The sequence below is a fragment of the Streptomyces sp. NBC_00554 genome (genome assembly GCF_041431135.1).
In the GTDB taxonomy this organism is placed as follows: Bacteria; Actinomycetota; Actinomycetes; order Streptomycetales; family Streptomycetaceae; genus Streptomyces.
This window is the reverse complement of sequence record NZ_CP107799.1, coordinates 1,093,280-1,107,051: the sequence shown is the minus strand read 5'-3', so window position 1 is coordinate 1,107,051 and position 13,772 is coordinate 1,093,280. Positions and strand designations below refer to the sequence as shown.

At 69.5% G+C, this 13,772-nt stretch carries 12 protein-coding genes and 1 pseudogene; 5 read left to right on the top strand and 8 right to left on the bottom strand.

Annotated features, from left to right (window positions below):
• Positions 1–31: 31 nt before the first annotated feature.
• The gene (locus tag OG266_RS05090) at positions 32–1,018 is read right to left on the bottom strand and encodes a YbhN family protein (protein ID WP_371543181.1); all 987 of its coding nucleotides are present in this window, start codon (positions 1,016–1,018) and stop codon (positions 32–34) included.
• A gap of 141 nt (positions 1,019–1,159) precedes the next feature.
• Between OG266_RS05090 and OG266_RS05085 the strand changes: the two genes are divergently transcribed.
• A complete protein-coding gene (locus OG266_RS05085; protein WP_371552653.1) occupies positions 1,160–3,052 on the top strand; it encodes an ABC transporter ATP-binding protein in 1,893 nt (630 codons plus the stop codon).
• Here the strand turns inward: OG266_RS05085 and OG266_RS05080 are convergent.
• The 3 genes from OG266_RS05080 to OG266_RS05070 all read right to left on the bottom strand — a co-directional run bounded on the left by OG266_RS05080 (position 3,049) and on the right by OG266_RS05070 (position 6,462).
• Positions 3,049–5,103, bottom strand: coding sequence for a serine/threonine-protein kinase (locus OG266_RS05080; protein WP_266472507.1), 2,055 nt, complete (start codon positions 5,101–5,103; stop codon positions 3,049–3,051). The genes OG266_RS05085 and OG266_RS05080 overlap by 4 nt on opposite strands.
• A 280-nt stretch (positions 5,104–5,383) precedes the next feature.
• Complete coding sequence (locus tag OG266_RS05075; RefSeq protein WP_266472504.1) at positions 5,384–5,971, bottom strand: GNAT family N-acetyltransferase; 588 nt, start codon at positions 5,969–5,971, stop codon at positions 5,384–5,386.
• 65 nt (positions 5,972–6,036) lie between these two features.
• Positions 6,037–6,462 (bottom strand): STAS domain-containing protein, encoded by a 426-nt coding sequence (locus OG266_RS05070; protein ID WP_266472502.1) that lies wholly within the window; start codon positions 6,460–6,462, stop codon positions 6,037–6,039.
• Between the two features lie 505 nt (positions 6,463–6,967).
• Between OG266_RS05070 and OG266_RS05065 the strand changes: the two genes are divergently transcribed.
• Together OG266_RS05065 and OG266_RS05060 are read left to right on the top strand one after the other, a co-directional pair.
• Entirely contained in the window at positions 6,968–7,819 is an 852-nt protein-coding gene (locus OG266_RS05065; RefSeq protein ID WP_266472500.1) for a hypothetical protein, read from the top strand.
• A 480-nt stretch (positions 7,820–8,299) separates the two neighbouring features.
• The gene (locus tag OG266_RS05060) at positions 8,300–9,367 is read left to right on the top strand and encodes a fatty acid desaturase (protein WP_371552651.1); all 1,068 of its coding nucleotides are present in this window, start codon (positions 8,300–8,302) and stop codon (positions 9,365–9,367) included.
• Between the two features lie 15 nt (positions 9,368–9,382).
• Here OG266_RS05060 and OG266_RS05055 read toward each other — a convergent pair.
• Positions 9,383–10,212, bottom strand: a pseudogene (locus OG266_RS05055) (IS5 family transposase).
• Between the two features lie 84 nt (positions 10,213–10,296).
• Here OG266_RS05055 and OG266_RS05050 point away from each other — a divergent pair.
• Entirely contained in the window at positions 10,297–11,067 is a 771-nt protein-coding gene (locus OG266_RS05050) for a transposase (protein ID WP_371543176.1), read from the top strand.
• A gap of 198 nt (positions 11,068–11,265) precedes the next feature.
• Here OG266_RS05050 and OG266_RS05045 read toward each other — a convergent pair whose 3' ends face one another.
• From OG266_RS05045 to OG266_RS05035, 3 genes are all read right to left on the bottom strand, one after another.
• Positions 11,266–11,703, bottom strand: coding sequence for a hypothetical protein (locus OG266_RS05045; RefSeq protein WP_371543173.1), 438 nt, complete (start codon positions 11,701–11,703; stop codon positions 11,266–11,268).
• Between the two features lie 57 nt (positions 11,704–11,760).
• A complete protein-coding gene (locus tag OG266_RS05040) occupies positions 11,761–12,336 on the bottom strand; it encodes a hypothetical protein (protein WP_266472494.1) in 576 nt (191 codons plus the stop codon).
• A 134-nt stretch (positions 12,337–12,470) separates the two neighbouring features.
• Entirely contained in the window at positions 12,471–12,644 is a 174-nt protein-coding gene (locus tag OG266_RS05035) for a CsbD family protein (protein WP_266472492.1), read from the bottom strand.
• Between the two features lie 829 nt (positions 12,645–13,473).
• Here OG266_RS05035 and OG266_RS05030 point away from each other — a divergent pair.
• On the top strand, positions 13,474–13,743 hold the full coding sequence (locus OG266_RS05030) for a hypothetical protein (RefSeq protein ID WP_266472489.1): 270 nt from the start codon (positions 13,474–13,476) through the stop codon (positions 13,741–13,743).
• Positions 13,744–13,772: the final 29 nt, after the last annotated feature.

Here is a 13,772-nt window from a genome sequence, read left to right as displayed (position 1 = left end):
AGGCTATCCCCGGGTGCGCACATGCGCGTGCTCAGATCACCTTCAGACGGACCAGCGCCCCCAGCGTCAGCGCCCCGGGCAGCAACGGCACCCACACCGTGATGATCCGGTACGCCAGTACCACCGCCGTCGCCACGGCCACCGGGCCGCCCGCCGCGACCAGCGCGATGATCAGCGCGGCTTCCACCGAGCCGATGCCGCCCGGTGTCGGTACCAGCGCGACCGCGACCGTCGCCGCGAGGTAGGCGACCACCATGTACGCGGGTGGCACCGGCAGGCCCAACGCCATTCCCACCGCGACCAGGCCGGCCGCCTGCAGTGTGGGGAAGGCGAGCGAACCGCCCCACAGGGCGAGCGCGCGCATCGGGCGGGTGTGCACGGAACGCGCCTCGCCGAGGGCCGTGCGCAGGAAGGAGAAGACGGCCGTACGCAGCCGCCGTACCAGGAGGAGGGCCAGCGCCGCGACGGACAGCACCGCGCCGATGCCGAGCAGCAAGGGCCCGACTGCCCCGTCCGGAAGGAGACTTCCGATCCGCAGCGCGCCGGGGAAGGCGATCAGCAGGCCCGTCAGGAGGGTCAGGCGGGCGATCGACTCCGCGAGCAGGTACAGCGCGAGCGCGGCCGACGAGCGGGCGAGCGGGACGCCGCACACCGTCATGAACCGGAGATTGACCGCGCTCGCGCCCAGGCCCGTCGGGAACAGGTGATTGGCGGCGCCCGCCGCGAACTGCGTGGCCAGCAGTCGGCGTACGGGCAGCCGCTCCATCACCGCGCCCTGGCGTGTGACGGCGGCCGCGACCCAGGTCCCGCAGGTCGCGGCGGCCGCGGCCACCAGCCAGGGCCACTGGGCCGTCGCCAGATGATGGAAACCCTCCGCGAGCACGGACCAGTGCCGCACGGCGACCACGATCACCAGGGCGAGCGGGAGCAGGCAGAGGACCGGCCGGACGGCCGATCGGAGGGCCGACCGGAAGGCGAGGCGGCGGGGGAGCGCCTGGGGGAGTCGTACGGCTATCACATTGGGAGAGGTTTTCCACTTCGCACCAACGGGGGGTTGCGGGAGCGGAGACGGCGGCTGACGTGCTGGGCAAGATGAAAGGGGCGTCGACCGATGGTTGACCTCAACATTGCTTGAGGTCATACCGTCACTCCCATGAGCATGGAGACCACAGCCTGGACACAGCTGCACAGCGTCATGAACGCGCAGCAGGAACGCCGCCCCTTCGCCCGCGCGACACTGCGCCGTATCGCCGTTTTCGCCGGTCCGCACCGCCGCCGCATCGGCCAGTTCGTCGTACTCAGCATCGCGACCGCGCTGCTGGCCGTCGCAACGCCGGTGCTCGCGGGGCGCGTCGTGGACGTGATCGTCTCCGACGGCGACGACGGAACCGTCATCCGCCTTGCCGTGCTCATCGCACTCATCGCCTTCGCCGAAGCGGCGCTGGGACTCCTGGGCCGCTGGCTCTCGTCGACTCTCGGCGAGGGCCTCATCCTCGATCTTCGTACGGCTGTCTTCGATCATGTGCAGCGCATGCCGGTCGCGTTCTTCACACGTACTCGTACGGGCGCGCTCGTCAGTCGACTCAACAACGACGTCATCGGCGCCCAACGCGCCTTCAGCAACACCCTGTCGGGAGTCGTCAGCAACGTCGTCACGCTGCTCCTCACCCTCGCCGTGATGCTGACCCTGTCCTGGCAGATCACGCTGCTCGCGCTCGCCCTGCTGCCCGTGTTCGTGGTGCCCGCGCGCCGGATGGGCAGCCGGATGGCCCGCCTCACGCGGGAGGCCGCGAACCTCAACGCCTCGATGGGCACCCGGATGACCGAGCGCTTCTCCGCGCCCGGCGCCACACTCATCAAGCTCTTCGGGCGCCCCGAGGACGAGTCCGCCGAGTTCGCGGAACGCGCCAGTCGGGTACGGGACATCGGCGTGCGTACGGCGATGGCGCAATCGGCGTTCATCACGGCTCTGACACTCGTATCCGCTCTCGCTCTCGCGCTCGTGTACGGCCTCGGCGGCTGGTTCGCGCTGCGCGGCAGCCTGGAACCGGGCGCCGTCGTCTCGCTGGCCCTGCTGCTGACCCGCCTCTACGCGCCGCTCACCTCACTCGCGGGGGCGCGCGTCGAGGTCATGAGCGCCCTCGTGAGCTTCGAGCGCGTCTTCGAGGTCCTTGACCTCAAGCCGCTCATCGAGGAGAAGCCGGACGCACGCACGGTGCCGGACGGGCCGGCGGCCGTCGAGTTCGACGGCGTCCGCTTCGCCTACCCCTCCGCCGACAAGGTCTCCCTGGCCTCCCTGGAGGAGGTCGCCTCCCTGGACACCCGCGGCGGCGCCGAGGTCCTGCACGGAGTCTCCTTCCGCGCCGAACCCGGCCAGACCGTCGCGCTCGTCGGCTCCTCCGGCGCCGGCAAGTCGACCATCGCGCAGCTCCTGCCGCGGCTGTACGACACCGACGAGGGCGTCGTCCGCATCGGCGGCGTCGATGTCCGCGACCTCAGCGCGGAGTCGATGCGGGACACCCTCGGCATGGTCACGCAGGACGGTCACCTGTTCCACGACTCGGTACGGGCGAACCTGCTGCTCGCCCGGCCGTCCGCGACCGAGGACGACCTGTGGGACGTCCTGGGGCGCGCCCGTCTCGAAGACCTCGTACTCTCCCTGCCCGACGGTCTCGACACCGTGGTCGGCGAACGCGGCTACCGGCTCTCCGGCGGCGAACGCCAGCGCATGACCATCGCCCGCCTGCTCCTCGCCCGCCAGCGCGTCGTCATCCTCGACGAGGCCACCGCCCACCTCGACAACACCTCCGAGGCCGCCGTCCAGGAGGCGCTGACCGAGGCCCTTGCGGGACGGACCGCCGTGGTGATCGCCCACCGACTGTCCACCGTGCGGGCCGCCGACGTGATCCTCGTCGTCGAGGCGGGGCGGATCGTGGAACGCGGCACGCATGAGGAGTTGTTGGCGGTGGACGGGCGGTATGCGGAGCTGTACAGGACGCAGTTCAAGAATGCGCGGGAGGATGCGGGAGAGGTGGTGGGGGTGCACCCCTAAGCGCTGCCTTCGATCTTCTTGCCGTCGGGCCGGTACAGCGTGCACATCACGTATCGGAAGCCGTCGTTCCAGTAGTCCTCCTTTTCCATCCAGGCTTGCAGCTCCTCAGCGGGACCCTTCTCAGGGGTAGACCCGTACTTGTTCGAGCAGAGCTTCAGTGACTCGTCCCAGGTTGCCTTGAAAGTCATGCCCTCGGGCGCGTTCACGAAGCCGACAACCTCCTGGTTGTGGGCGGCGCTGCAGTCGGCGAGGAATGCTGAGACCGCATCTCCTTCTGTTTTCGTGTCCATGCAGTCGCCGACGGAGCCGTTGAACATCCAGTACTCCGCCCCGAGATCGCGGTCGGTGCCAACCGGTCCGTAAAGGGAGGCGGTCTTGTTGAAGACCAGACAGGCTGTGTTGTGCACGTTGCTGGCCCACCCTTGCTCACTGGGCACGAGTGCGTACGACTGAGCGTCGGCCATGCCGCCCACGGTGTCGCCGAGCAGCCCCTCGCAGCGGCTCTCTCCGTTCTCCTTCGCGTCGTCAAGGGAGGTAGCCGCGTCCAGTTCGAGTACTTGGCCGTCCACCGTGTCGCTCTGGGGCGTGCAGGCGACGACCCCGAGGGAATCGGGCGCGCCGTTGAATTTCTCCTGGCCCCACACTGCGGAGACGCATTCCCCGACCTGCAACTCCCTTGTCAGCTCCACGGTTTCCCCGTACGTCTTCACGGGCCCGGTCTGACTGGGAGTGCTGTCGCTCGACGTGTCTTCAGAGCTGTCGAGGAGCGAGGTTCCAGCCCAGGCACCTCCGCCGGCGATCAGTACGATCGCCGCGAGGATGGCGATGATCCGGCCGCGTGGCATCTTCCGGGACGGCTGGGGTTCTGGCTGCCCCGTGCCTGCCGGAGTGTCGTCGTGTCCGCCGGGCGGCGCCGCGAAACTTCTCAGCCGGGTCTGTTCATCCTGGGCCGTTTCATCCGGGGCCGGTTCACCCCGTGCCGGCTCGACCACCGCAGTGGGCTCCGCGTCCGATTCCCGGTGGTCGGGCGGTTGGTCCCCCACGCCCACGACCACGGTGGGCTCAGGTGCGGTCGGTGCGGTTGATGCGGCAGGAGCGGCAGGAGCGGCCGGTGCGGTCGGTGCGGTCGGTGCGGTCGGAGCGGCTGGAGCGGTGCTGGGCGGGGCGACGACCTTCGCCGGCCCGCCGGCCAGCTCCGTGAGCAGACGTCCCGCCTCGTCGCCGCCCATCCGCTGGTCGGGATCCTTGGCGAGCAGCCCGAGCAGCACAGGCGCGAGGGCCCCCGCCCGGTCCGGTGGCGAGGGCTCCTCGAAGAGCAGCGCGGTCAGCGTGGAGGCTTCCGAGTCACGGTCGAAGGGGCCAGTCCCGCCGACGGCGAAGTAGAGCGTGGCGCCGAGTGAGAAGAGGTCGGACGCGGGACTCGGCGGTGCGCCTCGGGCTCGTTCCGGCGCCAGGAAGCCAGGGGTTCCGACGAGCGAGGATGTGGCGGTGAGGCGGGGTTCGCCGGAGTCGGGCCTGAGCGCGATGCCGTAGTCCGCCAACAGCACTCGCCCGCGGTCTTCGTGGTACGTGGCGTCCTGGTCGGGAGTCGCCAGCAGGATGTTGGCCGGTTTGACGTCGCGGTGGAGGATCCCGAGCCGGTGGCCGGCCGTCAGTGCGTCCAGTACGCCAAGGCCGATGCGGGCCGCTTCCGCGGCGGGCAGGGGGCCCTGCTCGCGTACGACGTCTTCGAGGGTCGTCGCGCCGGGCACGTACTCCATCACGATCCACGGAAGGCCGTCTTCCTCGACGACGTCGTGCACGGTGGCCACGTGCGGGTGGTCGCGCAGCCGGGCAGCCAGGCGTGCCTCACCCCGTGCTCTGGCCACGCGTGCGATCAGCTGCGGCTCAGGCAGATCCCTCGGTACGGCGACTTCCTTGACGGCGACCTCGCATGCGAGGTCCAGGTCGTAGGCGAGCCAGACCCTTCCCATGCCACCGGCGCCGATCCTGCGTATCAGCCGATACCGTCCCGCGATCACCCGCCCCGCGCTGTCATCCAAGCTCGTCATGGCAAGCCTCCGCCGAGACGTCCAGATGTGCACGATCCCCGGCGTAGTGCCGCCTAAGGGCTTCCCCCGCGCTTAGGCCCACTCAGAGCCGTTCAGAAAATTCCCCTACATAAAACATATGCCCATGTAATGAACCGTGCAATTTGGGCATATGGGGTCGGCTGGGCCCTGGTCGCGTTTGTCTGAGGTGGCGTCGAAGAACGCGCAAGAGGCCGACGCGAGTACGCGGAATCTGGCCCAAGGGCCGCCGGGAAGCGGGCTGTCGGCGGGTGAAAAGCGTTCACCGCGATCGTGCGTGGTGCGCGAGGCCGCCCGGCTGTGCCGCCGTCGGCTCTCCGAGGGGAAGGACCAGCGCCCGCAACACGGTTGGGCCTGGTGGCCTGTAGACCAGGCCGATGTCGCGCCATCCCCGCGACCGGAACCCGGCACAGGCCGCGCGGTGGGTCCGGTCCACCAGGGTCGCGCCGAGCAGGGCCCGGTGGTCGGCGAGCAGCTGCTCCTGCAGACGGTCGGCCAGGCCGTGGTGCCGCTCGGAGGGGCGGACCACGATCCCGCTGATGGCGAACACCTGTCCGGACGCAGTGAGTTGCCCGACGTCTTGCGGGAGTGTTCCGCGGAATCCGTTCCACCAGGAGCCGTCGCGCGGCACGGGGAATCCGAACGCGCACCCCACCAAGTCCGGTGCCTGCGCGGTCAGCATGGCGAATCCCGGTCGCCACGTGTTGCGTGTGAGGCGGCGCAGGAAGTCCTGCCGGCCGCGGTGCTGCCAACCGGGCGCTGTGGCGCAGGACTCCGCGTACAGGTCTGCCAGGTCCTCCCGCATGCCCTCGGCCTGCCAGCGGTTGAGCCGGCGCAGGCTCAGGGGCATCCCGCGCCTGGCGGGCGGGCGGTGGTCCACGCGTTTCCGCGGTCGGCTCGGCCCGGGCGGGGCGGTCACCAAGCACCGCCCGGGAAAGCAGGCATGGCCGGTGGGAGCCAGGGCGCGGCCTGGTGCATGGGCGAGGGCCACGGGGGCGGTCGGCTCCCGGCGAGGGCATCCGGGAGGGTGACGAAGAGGGAGCCGGAGCCGGTGAGGGCGACGAGTCGTTCCAACGCCGGGCTGGGGTGGTGCAGTTGCAGGGACCCTCCGGCCGCGGTGGTGTGCATCAAGGCGTGGAGGAAGGCGTTGAGGCCGCTGCTGTCGCAGAAGGTCACGGAGGTGACATCGACGTCGATGGCGAGGATGCCATCGTGCAGGCATCGCTCCAGTGATGCGTGCACCAGGGGCAGCGAATTCAGGTCGATCTCACCGGTCAGGGTGATCAACGCCCGGTTGTCCGCGTAGTGCCGGTGGACGCTCAGGAAGGGTGGGGTACTCATGGGCAGGGTGCCTCGGTTCACGAGACCGTGCCGGGCTCCCGGTACGGTCGTACGGTCGTGCAGGCAGGTGGGTGACCGATCCCGCAGCCGGTGTTCCGGGGCGTAGGACCCAGTCGGTTCCCTCGGGGATGCGCCGGGCGACCGGACGAATGATCCGCTCTCCGCGGGCATGTGGGCCAAGCAGTGATGGCCCGCCGGGGTCAGGGACGTCCGTAGCCAGCATAGTCGTGAGGCCGGTCCCGCGGTCGGGTGGTGGATCGGCGTCTGCCGGACGGTGGTTCGGTGAGTGCCAGGTGTGGCTGACAGGGCACAGGCCGCGGTCACTGATCGCAGATGAAACACCGTCAGCGGGGCAGTCGTCCCGTGGCACTGCCCGCACCGCTGAAGGAGTCCCAGGGGCCTCCGCGTTTCCAGAAGTCCATCTCGATCTTCCCGGGGTGGGTCCGAACGCAGAAATCACGCGCAGCACAGGGCTGTTGGGCTCCAGAACTATCAAGGGATGTCGATGGAGAATCGCAGAGAAGAAAGAGAAGAAGAGGAGCGGGCGCCCAAGCGCAAGGTGCTCGACCTGACGCTCGTGCAGGTGGTGGCAAGCGCACTCGCGACTGTGGTGGGCGCGGTGCTGGCGTCCCTGCTGGGGGTGACCGGGACGATCATCGGCGCCGCCGTGATCAGTACCAGCGCGACCACCGGCGCAGCGGTCTTCTCGCATGCTTTCCGACGGACCGGCGAGGGGATCCGCAGCCGGGTGCCGTCCGTAGGAGTGCCGAGGACACCGGGCGAGGAACGGGCGGAACACCGCGCGGACGCCCGGGCGGCGTTCGGCTTACCGGCGGACGCCACGGCCTCTGACGAGAGGCCGTCCTTCGGACGCGATGGCCCGGTTGGTGAGCACGGCGGGACAACGGCGGCCTCCTCGCCCTCTTCGTCCTCCGAAGGCGAGTCGGTCACCACCTATCGGGGTGGCTCCGGCCGGAGGTCCATAAGCTGGAAGAAGTACGCCCTGGCGACGGGCCTGGTGTTCGCCCTCGCGATGATCACGGTGACCGCGGTGGAGCTGATCGCGGGCAAGCCGGTGGCCGCCGTGGTCAAGAATGAGCCCGGCAGGGGAACCTCGGTGGGCGGTGGCACGGCCGGTACCCCCGAACCCGCCGACAGCCGGACACCCACCCCGGGTGCGTCCAGTGGCGCGGTGCCGCAGACGACAAGCCCTGCCTCGCCGGGCGCGAGCGCGGCACCGGGCACCGGTTCTGCTCCCAGCTCCAGTCCCAGTGCCAGCCCCAGTGCCAGTGCTCCGGCGCCGTCCGCTTCGTCAAGCGAGGGTGCCGTGAGCAGTTCCGAAGCCACCGCTGATTGAGCAGTGACGAGCCGGCCCGGGCCCCGATGGGCCGGAGGTCGGCCAGAGGCGCACTGTTCGCTCGACGGGCGTGGCGTTAGGCTGCGTCGTGAGGCCCGAGCCCCCGGCAGCTGCTCAACTGCTCCGTTCCAGGGAGGCGCGTGGTGCACGCAGGTCTCGACAACACCTTCGTGATCCTCCGTTCGGCGAGAGCGGATTGGACCGCTGGAAATCGTCGGCGCTGCCTCGAAGGCGGCGATGTGCCACGTCCCAGGTCGATGTCAGGGCATCGAGCCAACCGTGACGTGGTCCTCCCGCCAGCGGGAGGACGGCTGCCGGCGCGGGATCTGTATCGACTGCCTCACCCCACGGGCGTTCGGGCGCGCCCGTGACCTGCGAACCAGCGAACTCCGCGGCCTGGCCAGCCAGTTGACCCAGACCCGCGTCTCGGCGGTGTCCGCACCGCCGGTCCTCGACGCCCAGCCCTCCAAGGAGTCCCCTGTGACTGCCACCGCTCTCGCGCCCGACGAAGCCACCCTCGCCGAGGAGTTCGGCACGGAACTCGACCGAATCCGCTCCGAAGTCATCGCCACCCGCGGCGCCGACGACGCCCACTACATCCGTACCGTGATCGCCACCCAGCGCGGTCTGGAAGCGGGCGGCCGTCTCGCGCTCGCCGTCTCGCTGTTCCCGCCCGCCTGGGCGGCGGGCACCGCCATGCTCTCCCTCGCCAAGATCCTGGAGAACATGGAGCTGGGCCACAACATCCTGCACGGCCAGTGGGACTGGATGGGCGACCCGGCCATCCACTCCACGACCTGGGAGTGGGACTTCCTCTCGCCCGCCGAGGCCTGGAAGCACACTCACAATCATCTGCATCACACGTACACCAACGTCGTGGACCTCGACCGCGACCTCGGGTACACCGTCTTCCGGATGAGTGCCGAGCAGGCCTGGCGTCCACGCCATCTCGCCCAGCCGCTCTACAACCTCCTGCTCGCGCCGCTCTTCGAGTGGGGCATCGCGCTGTACGACCTTGAACCCGATGCCGTTGCCGCAGGCCGCAAACCGTGGCGCTCCTTCCTGGACGACGTGAGCGGGCTTCTTGCCAAGGCCACCCGTCAACTCACCAAGGACTACGTGATCTTTCCGCTGCTCGCGGGGCCCTCCGCGCTGCCCTGCCTGCTCGGGAACCTCACCGCCAACACGGTGCGCAACCTGTGGACCCACACCATCATCTTCTGCGGCCATTTCCCCGGAGGCGTCCGGACCTTCACCGAGGAGCACATCGACGGCGAGACCCGCGGCGAGTGGTATCTCCGCCAGATCCAGGGCTCCGCCAATATCGAGGGCGGCCCCCTCTTCCACGTCCTCAGCGGCAACCTCGGCCACCAGATCGAGCACCACGCCTTCCCGGACCTGCCCAGCAACCGCTACGCCGAGATCGCCCCGAAGGTGCGTGAACTCTGCGGGAGGTACGGCATCCCGTACGTCACCGGCCCGTTGTGGCGGCAGTACGGCTCCACCTGCGGCCGCATCCTGCGCTTCGCCGTGCCGGCCAGGAGCTAGGTCGTGTCCGCAATGTCAGGGGAGCCAGAGTCGTAGGCAGGCGATGGTGACCAGGGCTTGGTAGTGGCGGGCGCGTTTGTCGTAGCGGGTGGCGAGGGCTTTGTTGTGCTTGAGCTTGTTGAAGCAGCGTTCGACGAGGTTGCGGCGCCGGTAGGCCGCGCGGTCGAGGCGGCAGCGGCTCTCGCCGCGGCGGATGCGGCCGTTGATCTGGTCGATGCGTTCCGGGATCGCTGCCTTGATCCCGCGTCGGCGCAGGTAGGTGCGGATCTTCGTGGACGAGTAGCCCTTGTCGGCGGCGACCCGCTCGGGCCGGGTCCGGGGTCGCCCCGGCCCGCATCCCGGCACCCGGATCCGGGCCATCACTGCTTCGAACTGGGTGCAGTCGTTGACGTTCCCGCCGGTGAGGGTGAAGGCCAGCGGCCGGCCCCGGCCGTCGCAGGCCAGGTGGATCTTCGTGGTCAGTCCGCCGCGGGAACGGCCGATCGCCTCGCCCGGCCAGATCCCCCTTTTCGGGCCCCGGCGGCGTGCTGGTGGGCCCGCACGGTCGTGGAGTCCAGGCACACGATCGTCCAGTCGACCGCGCCGACGGCGTCGGAATGCTGCTGGACGTGAGCCAGCAGCCGGTCCCATGTGCCGTCGGCGGACCAGCGGCGGAAGCGTTCGTAGACCGTTTTCCACGGCCCGTACCGTTCGGGCAGGTCCCGCCAGGCCGCCCCGGTCGACAGCTTCCACAGGATGCCGTTGACCACCTGACGGCGGTCCCGCACCGGACGGCCCATCCGCGGCGGAGCGAGCAACGGCCCGATCACCGCCCACGACTCATCAGTCAACTCATGACGACGCACCACGAACAGACCAACGACCAACCCACTTTGCGGACACGACCTAAAGCCTGTTCCAGAAGTCCGTGAGCGGGGCATTTCCCTTGTATGAGTGGGGTGTTGAGGGCCGAGCCGGTGTGGATCGAGGTGTTCACCGGGCTCCGGGCGGATCGGTTCGCCCGGCTGCTGCGGGCGGTGCGGGAGCGAGGTGGCGAGCATCCGCGGATGGGGCGGCCGTGGCGGCTGCCGCTGGCCGAGCGGGTGCTGCTGGTGGCGGTGTATTACCGGACCAACCTGACCATGCGGCAGCTGGCGGTGTTGTTCGGCGTCTGTCCGGCGACCGTGTGCCGGACCATCCAGCAGGTGGGCCCGCTCCTCGCGCTGGAGCCGGCGCCGCGCTCCGATGGTGCGGTGGAACGGCTGTGGATCGTGGACGGCACGCTCATCCCGGTGCGGGACCGAACTGTTGCCGCCTCCAGCCGCAACTACCGCTTCTCCGCGAACGTGCAGGTTGTCATCGATGCCGACACCCGCCTCGTAGTCGCCACCGCAACCCCGGTGGCGGGCAACATCGCCGACGCCCATGCCTTTCGGGACACCGGCCTGGCCGAGGTCTGCGCCGGAACCACGGTGCTCGCCGACGGCGCCTACTGGGGCACCGGTCTCGTCATCCCGCATCGCCGCCGCGGCAAACGGCCGCTACTGCCCATCCAGGAAGCCGACAACACCGAGCACCGCAAGGTCCGCGCCCGCGTCGAGCACACCTTCGCCCGAATGAAGAACTACAAGATCCTCCGCGACTGCCGACAGCGCGGCGACGGCCTCCACCACGCCGTCCAGGCCGTCGCCCGCATGCACAACCTCGCCCTCGCTACATGATCGACGAACCCGCAACGACGCAACCGCACTGCCCGCTCACGGACTTCTGGAACAGGCTTTAGGGCCTGTCTGACAATTCCCGTCTGCCTCGCGGCGCCATGCACGCGCCCCCACCCTCGAACCGGCTTCGCCCGGCTGGGGCGGGGGGACCCCCTTCGCCGCACCGGGCGCAGACCCAAGTACGTCCAGTACGAGGGTCTACGCCCGGCCGCCGGGATCCTCCTTGACCGTGATGGTGAGCGTCGGGCCCGGTGTCTCGGGGGGTGAGGTGATCGAGTACGTGCGCCAGTGCCGTACGCCGTCGATCTCCACCCCCAACGGCAGGTACTGGCCGGCCCGGTGCCCAGCCCAGCCGTGCCCGGGACGGATCTCCAGCGTGGCGGCCCCAGTGCACCCGGGCCGTACGGTGACCACCCGGCCCGCGGGATGGCGGGCGGACAGCAGCGGGTCGATCAGGCCGAGGTAGTCGTACGGCGCGAGGGGAGTCGCGAGGGCGTCGACGAGCCGACCCGCCGCAGCCAGCGCGTGGCCGCCGCCCCTGTCGGCGAGACCGGCGAGACCGGTGAAGACGCCCGCCGTCGTACCGGAGACGGCCGACGGCAACGACGGGAGGATCAGTGTGCGCAGAACCGGCATGGGCAGGAATCCCCGTTCGGGTAAGTCGGCCGCATCGCACACTCGGGATCGCTTCGGTCAGGCAAGTCGGCTCTCGGGTGGCGGCGGGCTGTGCAGGTCGAAGTCGGTTGCGTGTTCGGCGACAAGTGCCTCGAAGAGGCTTCGGGCTTCGACCATGGCCTCCCGCATTTCCTCGGTGGCGCTCTGGCCGCGGGCGGCCGTGTGCATGCTGCGGTAGCCGGGGACCTGGGCTGCGTGGTGGACGGAGAGGGCGGCGAACTGCTGCTCGAACTGTTCGCCGGGGAAACCCCGGTCCTTGGCGAGGCGGGCAAGGAGCGCGTCCGCCTCGGTGACGGCCTTCTGCGGCGAGTCGATGAACTGGTCCTGGATGTCGGCCCATTGAGCCGTGTACCGCGCGCGGGCCTCGGCCGGCAGTGGTTGTTCCGTGAGGGAGCCGTGCTGCTTGACGCGCTCGCCCAGTTCCCGTTCGGCGGCCTTGGTGTCACCGTTGTGGTCGACGACGGCACGGTCGTACTCGGGTCCGAAGCGGTGTTTCAGCCCGCGCCCACCGCCGTCCCGGATACGTCCACGTCCGACGACGAGGACGGCGACCGCCGCGATGACGATCACGGCGATGATCACGATCGTGAGCATGGCTGCCTTCTCTGGTTCTCAGTTCGTGGGTTGCTCTGCTTCATAGCCGTGCCCGTCACTTCCTGTGGGCTGAATCCGCGTTGGCCTGCCGGGTGGTGTCCGCGCGAGGCGGGCATCACCCGGGGCGTTCGTGGTCAGCGCCTGAAGGCGTCCTTGGCCTTGTCGCCGGCCTGCTTCAGGTTTCCGGAGACCCGGTCGGTCATGCCTTGGCGCTGAAGTCGCTTGTTGCGGGTGGTCCGGCCGATGCGTTCGGTGATCCGGCCCTTGAGTTCCTGGGTCTTGTGCTTGATCGTCTGTCCGACGCTCATGGCTGTCCTCTGGTGTTCATTCGCCGCATGGGCTCCCGCGCGTGATCGCCCTACAGGCCGCTGCTCCCGCGGGTGGGAGAGCGTCTGGTGTGCAGGGGCGGTGGGGACGGCGAATCCACAACATCGCCGGGCCTCCAGATCGCGGGAATTTCCTGGTCCGCGGGGTCCGGGCGAAACGGGAAGGTGGAATGCTGCCCCGAACAATCTGGAGTGGCATAGTCCTACGCCGTGCTGTCAGTCAACGCCCGGCAACTTCCCTTGTCAACGTCGTGTCTACGCGCGGGAGTTCCGCGAGCGGGGGAGGGGCTGTTGGGGTGAACGGAGCCTCAGGGGGAGCTTCGACCGGCTCGGCCGGTGGGAGTACGTGGTCCTCCCACCAGGACAGGCCCATGACGGTGGCGAGCAGGACGAAGGGGACCGAAGCCGGAACGAGCAGCGCGTACATGCGTACCGCCTGTGGTGAATTGCGTGCGACGCGGCGGGCCAGCAGATGGATGGTGCCCGCATGGGGCGCATCGAGGCCGCGCGAGGATCGCGTGGCGACGGCGAGTGTGGAAGCGGCCCGACAGGTGCGGGGCAGGTTCCGGCACTGATGCGCAAGGTGCGCCCCCGAAGGAGCGCGAGAGGTGATCAACGCGCCGGGGGCTCGGGCCGTACCGTGCACGCTAGCCCTTGCCGCATCCCCTGAACAGATGTCAAGTGGCCATCCGCTCCAGGTGCAAGACCGTTACACGGGGCGCTGTCCGTAATCCTCTGGGCAGGACTACGCTGTGTGAACAGGCCCCGGCCCCCGGCATTGACGCTCTGTTCCGCTCCGGGGAGGCCCGCCGTGTTCGTTCTCCTGCTCATCCTGATCGTGGTCCTGTTCGGCTTGGGCTTCCTCAATCCCATCTGGTGGGTGGCCGCGGCCGTGCTGGTGTTCGGCGTTACCCGCTATGGCCGTGATCGTCGTGGAGGCTGGGGTCGTGGCGGCGCTTCCGAGTACGGGGAGTACCGGGACCGCCGGGAGCGTCAAGACCGCTGGGACCGTCGCTACAGCCGTCAGCACCGGGCGCGTTGGAGGCGCGAGGACCGACGGGACCGCGAACGCCGCGGGTGACCGACGAATTGGCCTGACATCCAGAGGTT